Raw genomic sequence first — 16902 nt, forward strand, 5'->3', positions numbered from 1 at the left:
TACCATTGGTTACATGTCACCAGTGCGCTTTGAGCAACTCTATTATCAGGAAGTTGCGTAACTTATTGTGTCTACTTTATTGACAGAAGAGCAAAGTGACTAAATCTAGTTAGGAATGAAGCCAATGAAGTATATCCTTAAAATGAAATGGTTAGTCCTCATTCTTTGGCTCGTAGCATCCGTAGCATTAGCTGTAACTGCCCCTAATCTGTCTCATTTAGTGCGTGATAAAGGTCAGATTAGTGTTCCCGATGGGTACTCTTCAAGCTTTGCCCAGCAATTACTTAGAGAAATGAGAAGTCAAAGTCAATCTACTACAGGGAGCTCTGAACTGCCTCCTGACTCTAGTGATACAAAAAGACCTACTCCTCCTAGCCCACTTACTTCAGTTGTTCTTGTCCTGCATAATCAAGATCCAATCCGAACAAATTTAAATGAGGCCGAAAGAGCAATTCAGCTACTTGAGGAAAATAAAAATGAATTAGAAATTAGCTCTATCACGACTCATTTTAAGAGAGCTGAATTAGCTAACCAATTGGTATCCAATGACGAGAGAACAGTCCTAGCCTTTCTTAACATAAGGTTATCCATGATTGATAACCCAGAAAATTTACAAATGCTTTATGACACACTAGAAGGAATTTCTTTAGAGCACTATTTTACTAGTAATTGGATGATTGAAAATGATGTCTTACAAAGCTCACAGGTAGGATTAAAGCGAACGGAAATGCTTACTGTCATTTTTATTCTTGTTGTGTTACTCCTAGTCTTCCGTTCAGTTGTTGCTCCTTTAATACCCATGGTTACAGTTGGGGTAAGCTACATCATTTCTCAGTCGATTGTTGCTTATTTAGCAGAATATATAGATTTTCCTTTATCAACATTTACTCAAATTTTTATGGTAGCTGTATTATTTGGGATAGGTACGGATTACTGTATCCTTTTAATCAGTCGATTTAAAGAAGAATTAGCCAAAAGTAGAACCTCAAGTGAAGCCGTTATTAATACCTACAAGACAGCAGGAAAAACAGTCTTTTATGCCTCACTAGCTGGAATTGTAGGGTTTGGGTCAATTGGCTTTTCTACATTTATCGTCTTTCAATCTGCCGCCGCCGTAGCGATTGGTGTATTTATTCTGCTTTTAGCTTTGGTTACACTAGTCCCTGTCTTCTTAGCCTTATTAGGAGAAAGGATTTTTTGGCCAAGAAAGAAAAGCCTTAGTCATACTGAGAGTAGGTTTTGGAGCTTTGCTGGACGTTTTTCATTCAAACGCCCTATCATTACCTTACTTCTTCTCGTACTTGTTGTTGTCCCTCTATTGTTTAATTATAAGGGGAATCTTTCCTTTAATTCACTAGAGGAAATCGGAGATGGATATGCATCTGTGCGGGGCTTTAATCTCATTGCGCAATCCTTTGGGCCCGGACAGACATTGCCCGGGAGAATTGTTTTGAAGTCTTCTAGGCCGTTGGATAATCAGAATGATTTAGCTATTATAGAACAAATCAGTGGTGAAGTGGCAGCGATTAATGGTATACATTCTGTACGAAGTGTAACAAGACCATTTGGAGAAACAATTCCTGAGCTGCTTGTTACATCTCAAGCCGGAACGTTAGAGGATGGTTTGGAGGAAGGCTACGACGGACTTTCACTCATAAGGCGTGGATTAATTGAAACAAACATAGAGCTTAAACAATCTATTCCAGAGTTTGGCTTTGCTACAAATAGTGTTGGAGATCTTCTCCAAGGAACAACTGCACTTAAGCATGGGATAACTGAGCTTGGAACAGGATTGAAGCAAATCGAGGATGGGTTGCATGAAGGCTCAAGAGGAGCAAATGAAATCAAGAATGGCTTAGAGGAAGCAAGAGCCCAAACGGAACAATTGATTTTCTATTTAGAACGGCTTCATGAAGGATATACCGAGCTTGAGGAAGGTATTAGTGAATTTGAACAGCGTTACAGTTCTATTGAGGAAAATATGAGTCAGCTCGAAGATATCCTTGAATCTGCCGATCAACATGTTCAGAGCTTAGAAGCTCGCTACCCAGAGCTTACCGGCGATAATGATTTTGAGGCGTTACGAGATGCACTTGAGCTATCTCAAAACGCTACTGAGCAAATGAGTTCTTTAAACGAGGAATTCTCCGAATTTAGTGGTCAAGTACGAGAAGCAAATCAGGGCTTAAGTGAAATTATTGATGGACAGCGTCTTTTAGCAGAAGGACTGCAAGAGTTAAGAGATGGCGTTGCTCTCTTGCAAAATGGGATTGAACAAGCGGCACAGGGGCAAAACGAAGCAAGAAGTCATCTTCCTAGTTTTTCATCTGGATTAGATGAAATGTATACTGGACAGACCTTGCTCAAACAAGCATTTGAAGAGCTAGATGAACAAATTCAAGCTTTAACTGAAGGATTAGAGCAAAGCACAGACGGATTAGAGCAAGTAACACTTGGCTTAAATGATGCTAGAGACTACCTACAGGATCTCAGCTCCTCAGGGTCAAGAATTGGCTGGTTTCTCCCTTCTGCCGTTATGCAAAGAGCAGAAATGGATACAGCGATGAACACGTATATGTCAGCAGACCGAAACATTACCAGCTTTGACGTGATCTTTTCTGATAATCCATACGCCGAAAATACACTTAGACGCATCAATGAGATTGAAACAGCAATTATGCGAGCTATTACAGGAACAGGACTTGAAGCTCAATTTGCCATTGGTGGTGTGACAAGTGTTTACCATGATCTAAGTCTAATTTCAAACTCAGACTTTAATCGTACGATTGTGATTATGTTACTTGGTATCTTTGTCATTCTTGTTGTCCTTTTACGTTCATTGCTTATGCCCATTTATCTTATTTTATCGCTTATCTTGTCCTACTACACCTCGTTGGCAGTGACAGAGCTTATCTTTGTGGATATATTGGGCTATTCAGGAATCAGTTGGTCTGTTCCCTTCTTCTCCTTCGTTCTTTTAATCGCTTTAGGTGTAGATTACTGTATGTTCTTGATGCATCGATTCAATGAATACACTGCATTTTCAGTTGAAGAAGCTATGCAGCGTGCTATGCGAAATATGGGAACAGTTATTATTTCAGCTGTGATTATCCTTGGAGGTACCTTCTCTGCGATGTTCCCATCGGGTGTGCTTTCACTCCTACAAATTGCTACAATGATGCTCACTGGCTTGCTTCTATACACGTTTGTGTTCCTGCCATTCTTTACTCCAATAATGATTAAGCTATTCCATACAGCTAACTGGTGGCCTTTTCAACGAGCGGGAAAGCCAAAATTCAAAAATGAAGATGAAAATGAACAAGACCTTATTGGAAACTAAAGTGGAGGTTGAGAAAAGCAGTTAATCCAAAGTAATCGTGTTTTATACCTTTATGAGTTCTAACGGACATATTTGCACCTTAGCCGAGTTGTTCTGAGCTCTACAAATTCTAACGGACATATCTGCTCCTTAGACGAGTTTTTGAATGAAAATGGTTGTTTTTTTCATTCTAAGAGTCTCGTATGTCCGTTAGAAATCGAATTAGCTAAAAATCACTCTCTAAGAGTCTCATATGTCCGTTACAGATGAAGGTAGTCTTTTTTGTCTTTTCACATGGTATTTCAGCTACAATTTCACTGTTTCTATGTGTGCTAAATACCCCTATTTAAAAGCCATGGTCGCTTTTACAGCCTTCTGCCAGCCTTCGTAAAACCCATCAGCTTTATCCTTCTCCATTTCAGGAGTAAACGTATGATCTACATTCCATTGCTTCTCAATTTCTTCTTTACTCTCCCAATATCCAACTGCTAAGCCTGCTAGATAGGCAGCTCCAAGAGCTGTCGTCTCATTCACAACTGGACGTTCAACAGATACACCTAAAATATCACTTTGGAACTGCATTAAGAAGTTATTCATAACAGCTCCACCATCTACCCTTAGCGCTTTTAGCGAAATATTAGAGTCAGCTTCCATGGCATCTAATACATCCTTGGTTTGATAGGCTAATGATTCAAGCGTAGCGCGAACAAAGTGCTCTTTCGTTGTTCCTCGTGTAAGGCCAAAGACAGCCCCTCGTACATCACTATCCCAATACGGGGTACCTAATCCAACAAATGCAGGAACGATATAGACCCCATCCGTAGACTCTACCTTTGTAGCATATCGTTCACTTTCAGGCGCATCACGGAACATCCGTAGCCCATCTCTTAACCATTGAATAGCCGATCCCGCTACAAAAATACTTCCCTCGAGGGCATACTCTACCTTTCCGTCTAGTCCCCAAGCTAATGTCGTCAATAAGCCATGGTCTGATCTTACTGCTTTTTCACCTGTATTCATCAGCATAAAACAGCCAGTGCCATATGTGTTTTTAGCCATTCCTGCTTGATAGCATGCCTGACCAAATAAAGCAGCCTGCTGGTCACCAGCTACTCCTGCAATAGGAACTGAATGACCAAAGAAATGATAGTCCGCAGTATGGGCATACACCTCAGAAGAAGGTCTTACCTCTGGTAGCATAGATTTCGGAACAGTGAGAATGTCTAATAGCTCCTCATCCCATTTTAAATCATAGATGTTATACATCAGTGTTCTTGAAGCGTTCGAGTAATCTGTCACATGTGCGCTTCCACCTGAGAGCTTCCAAATAAGCCAGCTGTCTATCGTACCAAATAAAAGCTCTCCCCGATCAGCTTTTTCTCTTGCTCCCTCAATATGATCAAGAATCCATTTTACCTTTGTTCCTGAAAAATAAGCATCTATTAATAAGCCTGTTTTATCACGAAATAGATCATTATATCCCTTTTCTTTTAGCTCTTCACAAATTTCACTCGTTTGCCTAGATTGCCATACAATCGCATTGTAAATAGGCTTTCCTGTGTTCTTATCCCATACGACTGTTGTTTCCCGCTGATTTGTTATCCCTATTCCTGCTATTTCCTCTGGCTTAATATCATTTTCTGATAGCAGCTGAGCCATAACGGCTAGAATAGTTCCCCATATTTCATTTGCGTTATGCTCAACCCAGCCTGGCTTAGGGAAGTGCTGTGTAAATTCCTTTTGGGCAACATGAACAACTTCACCTTGTTTATTGAAAAGAATAGCTCTCGAACTTGTGGTCCCTTGATCAAGCGCTAAGATATACCGACTCATTTTCTCATCCCCCAATTCAACGTTATACTTTTATTATACTGAACTTGTGGTCTTTCCACTTCTTTCTACTTTATCTTGATTAGCATAGGCAGCAACAACAACTGCAGCAATAATTGCACTTACGATCCAAAAGAAAATGCTCGTTTGACCAACAAACAATTGGGCGTAAAACAATGCCCCGTACACTCCACCAATGATCGGACCTACAACAGGCACCCAGGAGTAGCTCCAATCTGAACTCCCTTTCCCAGCTATCGGTAATAAAAAGTGGGCAATTCTTGGTCCAAGATCACGAGCCGGGTTGATGGCATAACCAGTTGTTCCCCCAAGAGATAAACCAATAGCAACAATCAGAAAGCCAACAATAAATGGATTTAAGCCGTCAGCAAATTGGTTAGCGCCAATGAACATTAAGCCTAATACTAAGACAAATGTACCAATGATTTCACTAAGAAGATTGGCTGGCGTGTTTTTAACTGCCGGTGCCGTAGAGAAAACAGCTAGCTTAGTCCCTTGATCACTCGTCTCTCTCCAATGAGGCAGATAGTGTAAGTAGACGATCATCCCTCCAATAATAGCCCCTAGCATTTGAGCAATAATATACAATGGAACATCTGCCCAAGGAAATTCTCCTATAGATGCCAGCCCCAAAGTTACAGCAGGATTAATATGTGCACCACTAAAGCTACCTACGGCATAAACAGCCATAGCGACCGCTAAGCCCCAGCCTAATGTAATGACTATCCAGCCAGAGCCTTCGGCCTTTGATTTCTTTAATACTACACCACCGACAACTCCACCTCCAAGTATAATCAAAATCATGGTCCCAATAAGCTCACCAATAAATGCAGACATGTAGCATTCCCCTTTCATTTTTTAGAAGCCAATTTCTTTTCAAAATGACTCAAAAAACAAAAACTCAAAATTACGTAGGGATGGATAACTAGTAGTCATTTTATTTTTTTAAAAAATTAACGATTGAGAGCATCGCCTCTTCTTCATCATCCCCTTCCACCTTAACTCTTACGGTTTCTCCTTGCTTGATAGAGGAGCTCATCATGCTAAGCACACTCTTTACGTTTACTTTCTTCTTTCCATTATCTAGCACAATGGTACTATGGAATGCTTTAGCCAACTTGACAAGCTCCGCAGCAGGTCTGGCGTGTAGGCCGTTCTCAAAAGTAATCAACACTTCCTTCTCTACCATGCCTGCATTCACTCCCAAGTCATTCTTATTATCTAGATCAGGGCTACACATTAAGATCGCTCTAGCTTATTTAATTGCTTGGTACTCTCTGCTGCAGCTACTACTTCATCTAATGAGCTACCACACCCAGCTTCTATTGCAGCAGCATAAGCACCCTCTACTAATGGAGCATCAGCTATTCTAACTAAGCCTGACTCCCCTAACATCTCTATAGCCATTTCAGCATTAAGCAGAGCACTTCCCAAGTCAAACAATATAACCGTTCCCATTGGAGAATGAACTCGTTGAATGGCATCTTTTATCTCAAGCATATTTGTACCAAGATCTCCATTTGCTCCGCCTGAACAGGCAATCTGGACATTTGGTTCAATTTGCTGAATTAATCGCTTTAATCCCTGTACAATATGATAGCTATGGGAAATAAGAACAAGCCCTACATTAACCTTCTCCACCTAGGTGCCCTCCCTCTTGATAGACTTCAGCCAAAGCTTCAAAAAGTAAAGCAGATGAGGCAGCACCTGGATCAATATGTCCCTTAGCTCGTTCTCCTAGATATGTGGCACGTCCTTTTTTAGCCTGCATTTCCTTTGTCTTATCCACATGTCGATGAACATCTTCTACAAACTCCATCCAATCCATAGAACTATGATTTGCTTGAATAAAATGGATAGCTGGTTCCCATACATCAATCATCGTTTTGTCCAATACCATTGCTTTACCACGTAGCTTGATTCCTGAAAGTGCCTCTAGCAAGCCCTCCCCTAATTCTTGTACATCCACGACTACTTTATCTTTAAAAAACAAAGAAGCTTTTAAAAAAGCTGTTCCATATAACGGTCCTGAAGCTCCCCCAACCTTTGATAGCAATGTCATGGCTGTATCCTTGAAAACAGCTCCTATATCCGTATAGCTCGTCTTCTCCAAACTGGCTACTACTTCTTGAAAACCCCGACACATATTTAACCCGTGATCCCCATCGCCTGTTGCCTGATCTAAATCTGTAAGGTACTCTTTGTGCCGCTGTATGTTTTCATTAGCTTTTTTCATCCAACCTATTGCTTCATTTACTCCGAATCTCATTTTCATTCCACCTCAGCTAGTAAGTGCTACCACTTCTTAAAAGCGATCGTATCTGCCCTAGCATCAAGCAATTCAGTTAAGTGTTCGTCTAGATGCAGGATTGAAACGGAACAACCTGCCATTTCAAGTGCTGTCATGTATTCCCCCACAAATGTATCGTGAACTTGTATTTGCTTTTCTCTTAGAAGCTCAGCTACTCTCTTATTAATGATATATAGCTCCATTAAAGGAGTAGAGCCTAGACCATTGACCATAACGGCTACTTTATCAGTAGGGCTTATCTGTAGCTCATCTAGAACTTTCGTAAGTAAAATTTCTGCAATCGTATCTGCTGACTGTATGTCACTTTTCTTAATCCCCGGCTCCCCATGAATACCCATTCCTATTTCCATTTCCTTCTCACCAAGCTCAAAGCCAGGCTTCCCAGCCGCTGGAATGGTACATGCTGATAAGGCCATGCCCATTGACTTAACGTTTTGTATAACCTTATTGGCTACAGCCACTACCTCCTCTAAAGTTGCCCCACTTTCAGCCATAGCTCCTGCGATTTTGTGAACTAGAACCGTACCAGCTATTCCACGTCTTCCTGTTGTGTACAGACTATCCTCTACGGCTACATCATCATTAACAATAACCTGTGCTACTTTTATCCCTTCAGCTTCAGCCATTTCTGCAGCCATTTCAAAATTAAGGACATCTCCCGTATAGTTTTTTATGATGAGTAAAACACCTTGACCACCATCAACGGCTTTTATCGCTTCAAAGACTTGATCTGGAGTTGGAGAGGTAAACACTTCACCAGCTACAGCTCCATCTAACATCCCTTGACCTACATAACCTGCATGGGATGGCTCATGCCCACTGCCGCCACCACTTACTAATGCTACTTTGCCTTGAACAGGAGCATCCGCTCGAACGAGTACACTAGTGTTTTGTAAGCGTTTTAGTTTTGTGCCATGAGCAGCTACCATTCCATCTAACATTTCCTCTACAACCTGATTCGGATCATTGACCAACTTCTTCACCTAGCTACCCTCCCTTTTCTCATTTCGTTAATAATGTATATGCAACAGCTAGCCTAATATGAAAATGGAAACAGCAAAAAAAAGCGAGTGGTAGCCCGCTTTTTTAAATATTTTTTTTAGATTATAGACAAGTTTCCTGTGTAGATTTTATAGTACTCGAACCTCTGATCAATCAGATTAAAAGGATGGAAGATTATCTAAGTTGTTTGTTGGATCTCCATCAGCATTTCCTCTAAGATGCGGGTCCCCATCCTTCCCCATAAATACATTTACACCTGCTATCTCACCATTTTGAGCTTCTTTTTGAGCATCCTTATAATGTAAAACTCTACCACTCGAAGTTTTTAGTTGAACAATATCTCCATCACCGTTTTTTCTAACCGCTACGATTGTTTCTTTTAGCTCCATTCTATTCATCCTCCTACATATAATTTTGACCGTTGTTCTAACCATTTTCTATTCCATCTTTAATTAAAGGCTAACAAACCTTTTTATCCATACATTTGCTTAGTTGTTCTCCAATTATTTCTTAATTAAATTGCCCAACTCAGGAAAAGCTATACGTAAAAGGAGGGTTAAAGTATGGCGCGAAAACGCTTATTAGTTCCAGAAGCCGAGGAAGGTATGCAGCAGTTGAAAAAGAAAGTGATGGCTGAAGCTGGATACTCGGTTGATCCCAAACAGCCTGATCACGTGAAATATGAAGTAGCAAAGGATCTAAATATTCCCCTACATGAAAAAAATAATGGTCAATTACGTTCACAAGATGCTGGAAAAATTGGTGGTCAAATCGGAGGACGAATGGTTAAGGAGTTGATCCGTTCCGCTCAAGAACACTTGTCCAAAACAAAGCATTAAAGAAAGGAGCAATTATGAAACAAAATATTTTGTCTGTAAAAAAAAGCAAACATGGTCGCTTAAATCATTCATGGGTTAGATGGCTAATTTCTATAGTATCCTGCATCTTCTTTGTTTCAAGTAGTTTTTCTGTTCCTTTTATAAAAAATGATAATTTCAGTCCCCTTGCATCTGCTCAAAATTACTCAAATAAACCTATTCATTGGGGGCTCAAAAGAAGTACTAACCAGAAGCCCCCTTCAGCAGGAGCTGAATATGAACAAATATTAGAGAAGTATGACTCGTTTTTTCTAGGAGACACCAGTAAAAAAGTCGTTTATCTTACCTTTGATAATGGCTACGAAAACGGCTATACTCATGCTATTTTAGACACATTAAAGGAAAAGCAAGTACCTGCCATATTCTTTATCACTGGTCATTACATTAAGGATCAGCCTGATCTTGTAAAACGAATGATTAAAGAGGGACATCTTGTAGGAAATCATTCCTGGCATCATCCAGATTTTACTGAGGTCAGTGACCAGAAGCTAAAGAATGAGCTGGAGAGCCTGAAGCAAGAATTTTATGCCTTAACGGGTAGTAAAAATATGAACTACCTTCGACCACCAAGAGGAATTTTCAGTGAACGAACGTTAGCTCTTTCGCGGGATTTAGGCTATACAAATGTGTTTTGGTCCCTCGCGTATATCGATTGGAAAACAGACCAACAACGAGGCAGGCAATTCGCATATGATCAAATTATGAAACAAATCCATCCAGGAGCTATTCTTTTACTTCACTCCGTATCGAAGGATAATGCTGAAGCTCTAGGACAAGTTATTGATGACCTTCATAAGCAAGGCTATAGCTTTAGAAGCTTGGATGATTTAGTTATTGAAAAGCATGGGTTACCAAGTGAGGTAATACACTAAATAAAGTTGAAGGAACCAAGATTAAATTCTTGGTTTTTTATTGTTGTGCTCACAGAGAATGTTAAAATAACATACCTTGACGATGGAATGGAAGAACGAATGAAGCAAATAGAAAATAATAAATTAACTCTTACTCCCATTACAATACAAGTCAAATAAAAGCGGGCTTCTCTTATCTTCATAAGTAAGAAGCTCCGCTTTTCTTGATTTTATCTTCAACCTTTAAAAACATAGCATTGACTTGGTTTAATGACCTACTCCCTAGTTTCCCGCTTTAGCTTTACCTAACAGAAATTGAAGAATCACATGAGCCGCAACTCGGCTTGTCATATCTCTTACATCTAACGAAGGATCAATTTCTACAATATCCATCCCATGCACTTTTGGGTGCTGGGCTAGTGTATAGATGGCGGACAACAATGTCTGACTGTCCATTCCACCAGGACCAATGGCTGGACAGCCTGGAGCAAACGCCTGATCTAGCACATCCATATCTACAGAAATGTAAATGCTATCTACTTTATTCTCTAGCGATTTTACACTTTCTGCAATAATATCCTCGATCCGATTATGCTGAATATCCTTCATGGTCCATACCTTTACCCCTTGCTCCTGAGCATATTGGTGATACACCATTCCGTTAGAGAAATTACGAATTCCAATTTGAATTAAATCCTCTCCTTTAATTGACTCTGCTTCAAGTAAACCTCTGAAAGGGGTTCCGTTAGATGGTCCCCCATCCTCTAAATTACGAAGGTCATGATGAGCATCAAATTGAATGACCCCCACCCTACCTCTAGCCTGAGCAAAAGCTTTTAAACTGGGACAGCTAATGGAATGATCGCCACCTAGTAGGATAGGAATAATATCAGGATAGAGGCGATAGAGCTCTGCAACACTTCGTTCAATCCTTTGATGACATTCAACTAAGTTAGTAACATGCATACTTACGTCACCGAAATCTGTTACCATGCGAGGTGATAGATCAATTTCATCCTCAATCGCATATGTGGTGAATGCACTTAGTGCTTTACGAATGGTTGTCGGAGCTCCTGCAGCTCCAGATGCACTTATTGACGTTTTAGACAAAGGTAAGCCAACTAAACCAAATCGAGAAGCGTCCTCCCCATTCCAATTCTCCAAGAGCTGATTCGCTTTAGTAACTCCCCGATCCACAAATATAGCCTCACTGGAGGGAAGAATATGTCCAATACCCTTCTTCATTACGCCTGCCTCCTTCTGTACACGATTTTACCATCCTTAATCACAGTATTCGTATGATTGACAGCGTAATGATACGGAATATAAAGGTAGTTAGGAGCGTCCCATAGTACAATGTCAGCGCTGCGCTGAAAAGCAATTTGTCCTCGCTCTGCACCGACTCCAATAGCATGAGCTGCATTCACTGTGACGGCATACCAGATTTCTTCTGGTGTCATGCGAAGCTGTAACGCAGCAAGTGTCATGATAAATTGAAGATTTTCTGTCGGACAGCTTCCTGGATTAAAATCAGTAGCTAAAGCAACAATGGCATCCGCTTCAAGCATATCTCTCGCGCGAGCTGGGGTAGGTTTACCAAGATAAAATGAAGTACCCGGTAATAGACAGGCAACTACTCCTTCTTCTGCCAATCTCTTAATCCCTTCATCAGACGTTCCGACCAAGTGATCTGCAGATCTCGCTCCAAGCTCAGCGGCTAGCTCAGCCCCTCCAAGAGGATCTATTTCATCCGCATGGATTTTTAGTTCAAAGCCTTTTTCCTTCGCCTGACTAAGAAACTTCCTAGATTGCTCAATACTAAACACACCTGTTTCACAGAAAATATCAACAAACTGAGCGAGATCCTCTTCTTGAATTTGCCCTAAAAGCTCCAGCATTGAAGTTAGAAAATCATCTGGTCTTTCTTTGTATTCCTGTGGAATAGCATGAGCGCCAAGAAAGGTAGAGATGATGTCCATGGTATGTGATTTCTGTAGCTTTTTAACGACTCTCAGCTGTTTGAGCTCCGTTTCCCAATCTAAACCGTATCCACTTTTAGCTTCTACCGTCGTAATCCCGTAGGAATGCATTCTATCTAAGTGAAAGGTAGCTTTTTTTACTAGCTCCTCCTCAGACGTTTCCCTTGTCATTTTAACGGTTGAGAGTATCCCTCCACCCTGCTTCAGAATGTCAAGATAAGGAACACCAGCCTGCTTTAGAGCAAGCTCATGCTCACGAGAGCCTCCAAACACAAGATGTGTATGAGGATCAACAAGACCAGGAGTAACTAGCTTCCCTTGGCAATCCATTTTCTCTTTAGCTGTTATAACAGAAGTAGCCTGAACAACTTCTTCATTCGAACCGATCCACGTAACCTTCCCATCTTTAATACCAACAGCCGCATGCTCAAGTACTTCTAATTTCTGCATTTGTTTACCTCTTACCGGCTCCGTACCCACATCCATTGTTAACAGCTGACCTATGTTATATAAAAGCAAATCAAAGTTATGGCTCATTCTGCTCCTCCCATTCTCTAGTAATTTCGTGACATTAGTGACTTTATTCTTGTGATTCATGCTCTCTTCACTAGTTTAATATTGATTTTAGGAATAAACCTATAAACAAATTATAATCTTGCTCTTATCTAAAAAATGCTATGCTTACTTCTCCAGGTCTTAAGACAAACGATTCATAGGAATAACGACACCATGCTTCTCAGCCATTTCCTGCGCTAACTCATAGCCTGCATCTGCGTGACGGATAATGCCCATTCCTGGATCAGTTGTCAGTACACTAGCGAGCTTCTGTGCAGCATTATCTGATCCGTCAGCTACCACTACCATACCCGAATGAAGAGAGTAACCCATCCCTACTCCTCCTCCATGATGGAAGGAAACCCAGCTAGCTCCTGCTGCTGTGTTCAGCAACGCATTCAGTACGGCCCAATCCCCAATCGCATCACTACCATCCTTCATTCCTTCGGTTTCACGATTTGGTGAAGCAACTGAACCACAATCTAAGTGATCACGACCAATGACAATCGGTGCTTTTAGCTTCCCTTTGCGCACTAAATCATTAATCGCTAAGCCCATCTTCACTCTTTCGCCATAGCCTAGCCAGCAAATTCTAGACGGAAGACCTTGGAAGGCCACTCTTTCCTGAGCCATATCAATCCAGCGGTGTAATCCCTCATTGTCTGGGAACAACTCTTTAATTAAGGCATCAGTAACGTAAATATCTTCAGGATCACCTGAGAGTGCTGCCCAACGGAAAGGTCCCTTCCCTTCACAGAACAATGGTCTGATATAGGCCGGGACAAAGCCTGGGAAGTCAAAGGCATTCTCTACACCTTCATCCTTAGCTACTTGACGGATGTTATTCCCGTAATCAAAAACGATTGCTCCTCCAGCCTGTAACTGTAACATCGCTTCAACATGCTTAGCCATACTCTGTTTGGCTTTTTGCATATAGGTTTGAGGGTCATTCGCTCGCATTTCGGACGCTCTCTCTAAGGAGAAGCCCTCCGGAACATAGCCATTTAAAGGATCATGAGCAGATGTCTGGTCTGTTACAATATCAATAGGAACTTTTCTAGCTATAAGTTCAGGTAAAATCTCAGCTGCATTCCCCACTAATCCAATAGATAGAGCGACCTTATTCTTTTTAGCTTCTACAGCCCACTCAATAGCTTCATCAAGGGAGTCTGTCATCTTATCACAGTACTTTGTGTGGATTCTCTTTTCAATTCTCTCAGGATCAATTTCAATAGCTAGAACGACCCCTTCATTCATCGTAACAGCTAAAGGCTGGGCACCACCCATTCCTCCTAATCCCGCTGTTACAGTCAGGGTTCCTTTTAACGAACCGTCAAAATGCTTATTCGCTAACGCCAAAAATGTTTCATAAGTTCCCTGTAAAATACCCTGAGTACCAATATAAATCCAGCTTCCCGCTGTCATTTGCCCATACATTGTTAAGCCTTGTGCCTCAAGCTTCTGAAAGTTCTCCCAATCCGCCCATTTAGGTACTAGCACAGAATTGGCTAAAATGACACGGGGAGCACGCTCATGCGTACGAAAAACGCCAACAGGTTTACCAGATTGAACTAAGAGTGTCTCATCCTTTTCTAATTCTTTTAAAGCGTGAACAATACCATCATAGCAATCCCAATTTCGCGCTGCTTTACCGATTCCTCCATAGACCACTAATTCCTCTGGCTTTTCAGCCACTTCTGGATCTAGGTTATTCATAAGCATGCGCATAGCCGCTTCCTGCTCCCAACCCTTACACTCAAGCTCCAAGCCTTTTTTCACATGTACGATACGTTTGTCAGTCTGTTTCATTTTTATAGCCTCCCTGCTTTTATTTAATATGAATTAATTAAAATCCTTCATCACCTGCTATTCATCCTTCAACCTACAATTATTTCTATTGAAATGAAATCTTAATCTATTGAAGCTAAGTGCCCACAGCTTTCAAGATACGACGCAACACGTTCAATATCCTTAGCAAACTCTCGATCCTTGGTAATCGACGGGACGATTGATCTTGCATTATTGTAAGCCTGCTGTGTAAAAGAAGCCATTCGCTCAATTCCTCTAAACTCTACAGCTTGGAGGGCACAAATTAATTCTATAGCTAATACATTTCTAGCATTTTGTATGATCTGATACCCATGTCTTGCAGCAATCGTTCCCATGCTAACATGATCCTCCTGATTAGCTGAGGATGGAATGGAATCAACACTTGCTGGATGAGCTAACGTCTTGTTTTCGGAAACCAATGCTGCCGCACAGTATTGCATAATCATTGCTCCAGATTGCAGACCTGGCTGCGGACTCAAAAAGGGTGGTAGGTCATTAAGCTGTGGATTCACCAAACGTTCAACTCTTCTCTCAGAAATATTAGCTAGCTCAGCTAACCCAATCCCTAGAAAGTCCATGGCAAAGGCGATAGGCTGACCGTGAAAATTCCCCCCTGAAATAACCTTACCCTCATCTGTAAAAATTAACGGATTATCTGTAGCCGCATTGATCTCAATTTCTAGCTTCTCTTTGACATACCCAAGTACCTGCCAGCTTGCTCCATGAACCTGAGGAATACAGCGTAGAGAGTAAGCATCCTGGACTCTTAATTCTCCTTGCTTCGTTATTAATTGACTATCCTTTAGATATGTTCTAATCCGCTCTGCAACAGCAACCTGCTCCTTATATCCCCTAGCAACATGAACATCCTCATCAAATGCATCGATGATTCCCTGTAGCCCTTCTAAGGTGAGAGAAGCAATCTGATCAGCCTGGTACGCTAAGGTTTCAGCCTGCAAATAATTGATGACACCAACAGCCGTCATCGCCTGAGTCCCATTAATTAGAGCTAGCCCCTCCTTCGCCTTCAGTATCACTGGCTTTAAGCCCACTTGTTCCAATGCTTGCTCTGTAGCCATCTGTTTGCCTTGATATAGAACTTCGCCTTCTCCAACAAGCACTAAAGCCATATGAGCTAAAGGTGCTAGGTCTCCACTAGCTCCTAGTGAGCCTTGTGAAGGAATAACAGGATGAACTTGATGATTAATTAAATCTAATAGTAATTGAACCACTTCTTCACGTATTCCTGAAAAACCCTTTGCTAGCGCATTAGCACGAAGCAGTAGCATGGCTCTACTTACCTGCTCTGGTAAAGGCTCCCCTACACCACAGGCATGGCTACGAATTAAATTAATTTGAAGCTCTTCCACATCAGCTTTTTGAATGTAGACATCACTAAACTTCCCGAAGCCAGTTGTAATGCCATATACTACCTGGCCTTGTTCTACCATTTCTTCAACAAGCTCACGGCTCCTGTTCATCTTTTGACTACTTTCTGCAGATAGAGCCACCTTCGCCTTCCCATATACCACTTGATTAACCTGTTCAAGCGTTAAGTCCTGGCCGGTTATTGTAATCATAATACGACTCTCCTCATTTCATACTAAAGCCCACATCGTGACGTATCTTGTATGCTATTTTCAACTTTTTTTAGAATAAAAGCCTGTTTAACCACAATCAGTTCACTCCATACAGACATCACTCTTGTTAAAAATAGGCATCAAAAAAGGCTATATCAAAAAACATTCCCGAAAGAATGAACTGATATAGCCCCCTATTATCTATCAACTATGGGCTTCAAGCTTCATGTTATAAAACTAATTATAAATAAATTAAATATGGTTAATTCCTAAACCTGTCGCTTCATGCTCTAAGCCTTTTACTGGAGCTCCAATGGTTCCGTATAAGGCAACAGCAAGCCATTCTCCTTCTGCCTCATCCTCATAAGGCTTACCACGAACAACAGCAAAGCTTAAACCTACTGTTCTAAGCACAGTTCCGAGCTGTACTTGACCTCTTGTCACACCATATAGCGCTTCCATAATAGCGTGATACAAAGCATGCGTTTCCCTGTAACCAGACGATGAAATCACTCCGTTACGTTTTGCTGCTGTCTCAATAGCGGCTACAACCTTATGCGTTTCCATCGCTCCAGATTTCCCCTGACAGAACGTAAAACCAAGCTCTTTTAGTTGCTTAAAATATTCAGCTTGATCACTGTCAGGCCCTAGAAGGGCTAATTGAACAGCATTTTTTCCTATTCTATGATCCGCTTCGAAAGACATCCAGTACACCTTCTAATCGCCTATTTAAACTATTATCTAAT

15 protein-coding genes are annotated in these 16902 nt (G+C 41.2%); 3 read left to right on the forward strand and 12 right to left on the reverse strand.

Translation table 11 applies throughout. The features are described 5' to 3' along the window. The first annotated feature begins 124 nt into the window (after positions 1 to 124). Complete coding sequence (locus J2S11_RS21000) at positions 125 to 3340, forward strand: MMPL family transporter (RefSeq protein WP_307397979.1); 3216 nt, start codon at positions 125 to 127, stop codon at positions 3338 to 3340. 321 nt (positions 3341 to 3661) lie between these two features. On the opposite strand, the gene glpK is transcribed toward J2S11_RS21000, so the two are convergent. The 7 genes from glpK to J2S11_RS21035 form a co-directional block, all read right to left on the reverse strand. Then, complete coding sequence (glpK, locus tag J2S11_RS21005; protein ID WP_307397981.1) at positions 3662 to 5152, reverse strand: glycerol kinase GlpK; 1491 nt, start codon at positions 5150 to 5152, stop codon at positions 3662 to 3664. Positions 5153 to 5185: 33 nt separating this feature from the next. Beyond that, positions 5186 to 6007 (reverse strand): MIP/aquaporin family protein, encoded by an 822-nt coding sequence (locus J2S11_RS21010; RefSeq protein ID WP_307397983.1) that lies wholly within the window; start codon positions 6005 to 6007, stop codon positions 5186 to 5188. A 100-nt stretch (positions 6008 to 6107) separates the two neighbouring features. Beyond that, positions 6108 to 6359 carry an HPr family phosphocarrier protein gene (locus J2S11_RS21015; protein WP_307397985.1) on the reverse strand — a complete coding sequence of 84 codons (252 nt, stop codon included), beginning with the start codon at positions 6357 to 6359 and terminating at the stop codon, positions 6108 to 6110. Positions 6360 to 6409: 50 nt separating this feature from the next. Beyond that, the gene (gene dhaM, locus J2S11_RS21020) at positions 6410 to 6811 is read right to left on the reverse strand and encodes a dihydroxyacetone kinase phosphoryl donor subunit DhaM (protein WP_307397987.1); all 402 of its coding nucleotides are present in this window, start codon (positions 6809 to 6811) and stop codon (positions 6410 to 6412) included. Further along, the gene (gene dhaL, locus J2S11_RS21025) at positions 6798 to 7439 is read right to left on the reverse strand and encodes a dihydroxyacetone kinase subunit DhaL (protein WP_307397988.1); all 642 of its coding nucleotides are present in this window, start codon (positions 7437 to 7439) and stop codon (positions 6798 to 6800) included. The genes dhaM and dhaL overlap by 14 nt, the downstream gene beginning before the upstream one ends. Positions 7440 to 7465: 26 nt before the next feature. After that, a complete protein-coding gene (gene dhaK / locus J2S11_RS21030; RefSeq protein WP_307397990.1) occupies positions 7466 to 8464 on the reverse strand; it encodes a dihydroxyacetone kinase subunit DhaK in 999 nt (332 codons plus the stop codon). A 177-nt stretch (positions 8465 to 8641) separates the two neighbouring features. After that, complete coding sequence (locus J2S11_RS21035) at positions 8642 to 8872, reverse strand: DUF3892 domain-containing protein (protein ID WP_307397992.1); 231 nt, start codon at positions 8870 to 8872, stop codon at positions 8642 to 8644. 174 nt (positions 8873 to 9046) lie between these two features. Between J2S11_RS21035 and J2S11_RS21040 the strand changes: the two genes are divergently transcribed. Beyond that, positions 9047 to 9322: an alpha/beta-type small acid-soluble spore protein gene (locus J2S11_RS21040; protein WP_307397994.1), complete on the forward strand. Its 276-nt coding sequence runs from the start codon at positions 9047 to 9049 to the stop codon at positions 9320 to 9322. Positions 9323 to 9336: 14 nt separating this feature from the next. After that, positions 9337 to 10233 carry a delta-lactam-biosynthetic de-N-acetylase gene (gene pdaA, locus J2S11_RS21045; protein WP_307397995.1) on the forward strand — a complete coding sequence of 299 codons (897 nt, stop codon included), beginning with the start codon at positions 9337 to 9339 and terminating at the stop codon, positions 10231 to 10233. Positions 10234 to 10494: 261 nt separating this feature from the next. On the opposite strand, the gene hutG is transcribed toward pdaA, so the two are convergent. The 5 genes from hutG to hutP all read right to left on the reverse strand — a co-directional run bounded on the left by hutG (position 10495) and on the right by hutP (position 16861). Next, the gene (hutG, locus tag J2S11_RS21050) at positions 10495 to 11457 is read right to left on the reverse strand and encodes a formimidoylglutamase (RefSeq protein ID WP_307397996.1); all 963 of its coding nucleotides are present in this window, start codon (positions 11455 to 11457) and stop codon (positions 10495 to 10497) included. Continuing rightward, entirely contained in the window at positions 11457 to 12728 is a 1272-nt protein-coding gene (gene hutI / locus J2S11_RS21055; RefSeq protein ID WP_307397998.1) for an imidazolonepropionase, read from the reverse strand. Before hutI ends, hutG begins: the two co-directional genes overlap by 1 nt. A gap of 159 nt (positions 12729 to 12887) precedes the next feature. Further along, entirely contained in the window at positions 12888 to 14555 is a 1668-nt protein-coding gene (hutU, locus tag J2S11_RS21060; protein ID WP_307398000.1) for a urocanate hydratase, read from the reverse strand. A 101-nt stretch (positions 14556 to 14656) separates the two neighbouring features. Next, on the reverse strand, positions 14657 to 16156 hold the full coding sequence (gene hutH, locus J2S11_RS21065; RefSeq protein WP_307398002.1) for a histidine ammonia-lyase: 1500 nt from the start codon (positions 16154 to 16156) through the stop codon (positions 14657 to 14659). Positions 16157 to 16408: 252 nt separating this feature from the next. Beyond that, positions 16409 to 16861, reverse strand: coding sequence for a hut operon transcriptional regulator HutP (gene hutP, locus J2S11_RS21070; RefSeq protein WP_307398003.1), 453 nt, complete (start codon positions 16859 to 16861; stop codon positions 16409 to 16411). Between the last annotated feature and the right edge of the window lie 41 nt (positions 16862 to 16902).

It is taken from the genome of Bacillus horti (assembly GCF_030813115.1).
Taxonomy (GTDB): Bacteria; Bacillota; Bacilli; order Caldalkalibacillales; family JCM-10596; genus Bacillus_CH; species Bacillus_CH horti.

Coding starts and splice junctions, on each gene's coding strand:
- hutG (WP_307397996.1), bottom strand. CDS start 11,457: ATGAAGAAGGGTATTGGACATATTCTTCCCTCCAGTGAGGCTATATTT.
- J2S11_RS21000 (WP_307397979.1), top strand. CDS start 125: ATGAAGTATATCCTTAAAATGAAATGGTTAGTCCTCATTCTTTGGCTC.
- J2S11_RS21015 (WP_307397985.1), bottom strand. CDS start 6,359: ATGGTAGAGAAGGAAGTGTTGATTACTTTTGAGAACGGCCTACACGCC.
- hutU (WP_307398000.1), bottom strand. CDS start 14,555: ATGAAACAGACTGACAAACGTATCGTACATGTGAAAAAAGGCTTGGAG.
- pdaA (WP_307397995.1), top strand. CDS start 9,337: ATGAAACAAAATATTTTGTCTGTAAAAAAAAGCAAACATGGTCGCTTA.
- hutI (WP_307397998.1), bottom strand. CDS start 12,728: ATGAGCCATAACTTTGATTTGCTTTTATATAACATAGGTCAGCTGTTA.
- dhaL (WP_307397988.1), bottom strand. CDS start 7,439: ATGAGATTCGGAGTAAATGAAGCAATAGGTTGGATGAAAAAAGCTAAT.
- hutH (WP_307398002.1), bottom strand. CDS start 16,156: ATGATTACAATAACCGGCCAGGACTTAACGCTTGAACAGGTTAATCAA.
- hutP (WP_307398003.1), bottom strand. CDS start 16,861: ATGTCTTTCGAAGCGGATCATAGAATAGGAAAAAATGCTGTTCAATTA.
- J2S11_RS21035 (WP_307397992.1), bottom strand. CDS start 8,872: ATGGAGCTAAAAGAAACAATCGTAGCGGTTAGAAAAAACGGTGATGGA.
- J2S11_RS21010 (WP_307397983.1), bottom strand. CDS start 6,007: ATGTCTGCATTTATTGGTGAGCTTATTGGGACCATGATTTTGATTATA.
- glpK (WP_307397981.1), bottom strand. CDS start 5,152: ATGAGTCGGTATATCTTAGCGCTTGATCAAGGGACCACAAGTTCGAGA.
- J2S11_RS21040 (WP_307397994.1), top strand. CDS start 9,047: ATGGCGCGAAAACGCTTATTAGTTCCAGAAGCCGAGGAAGGTATGCAG.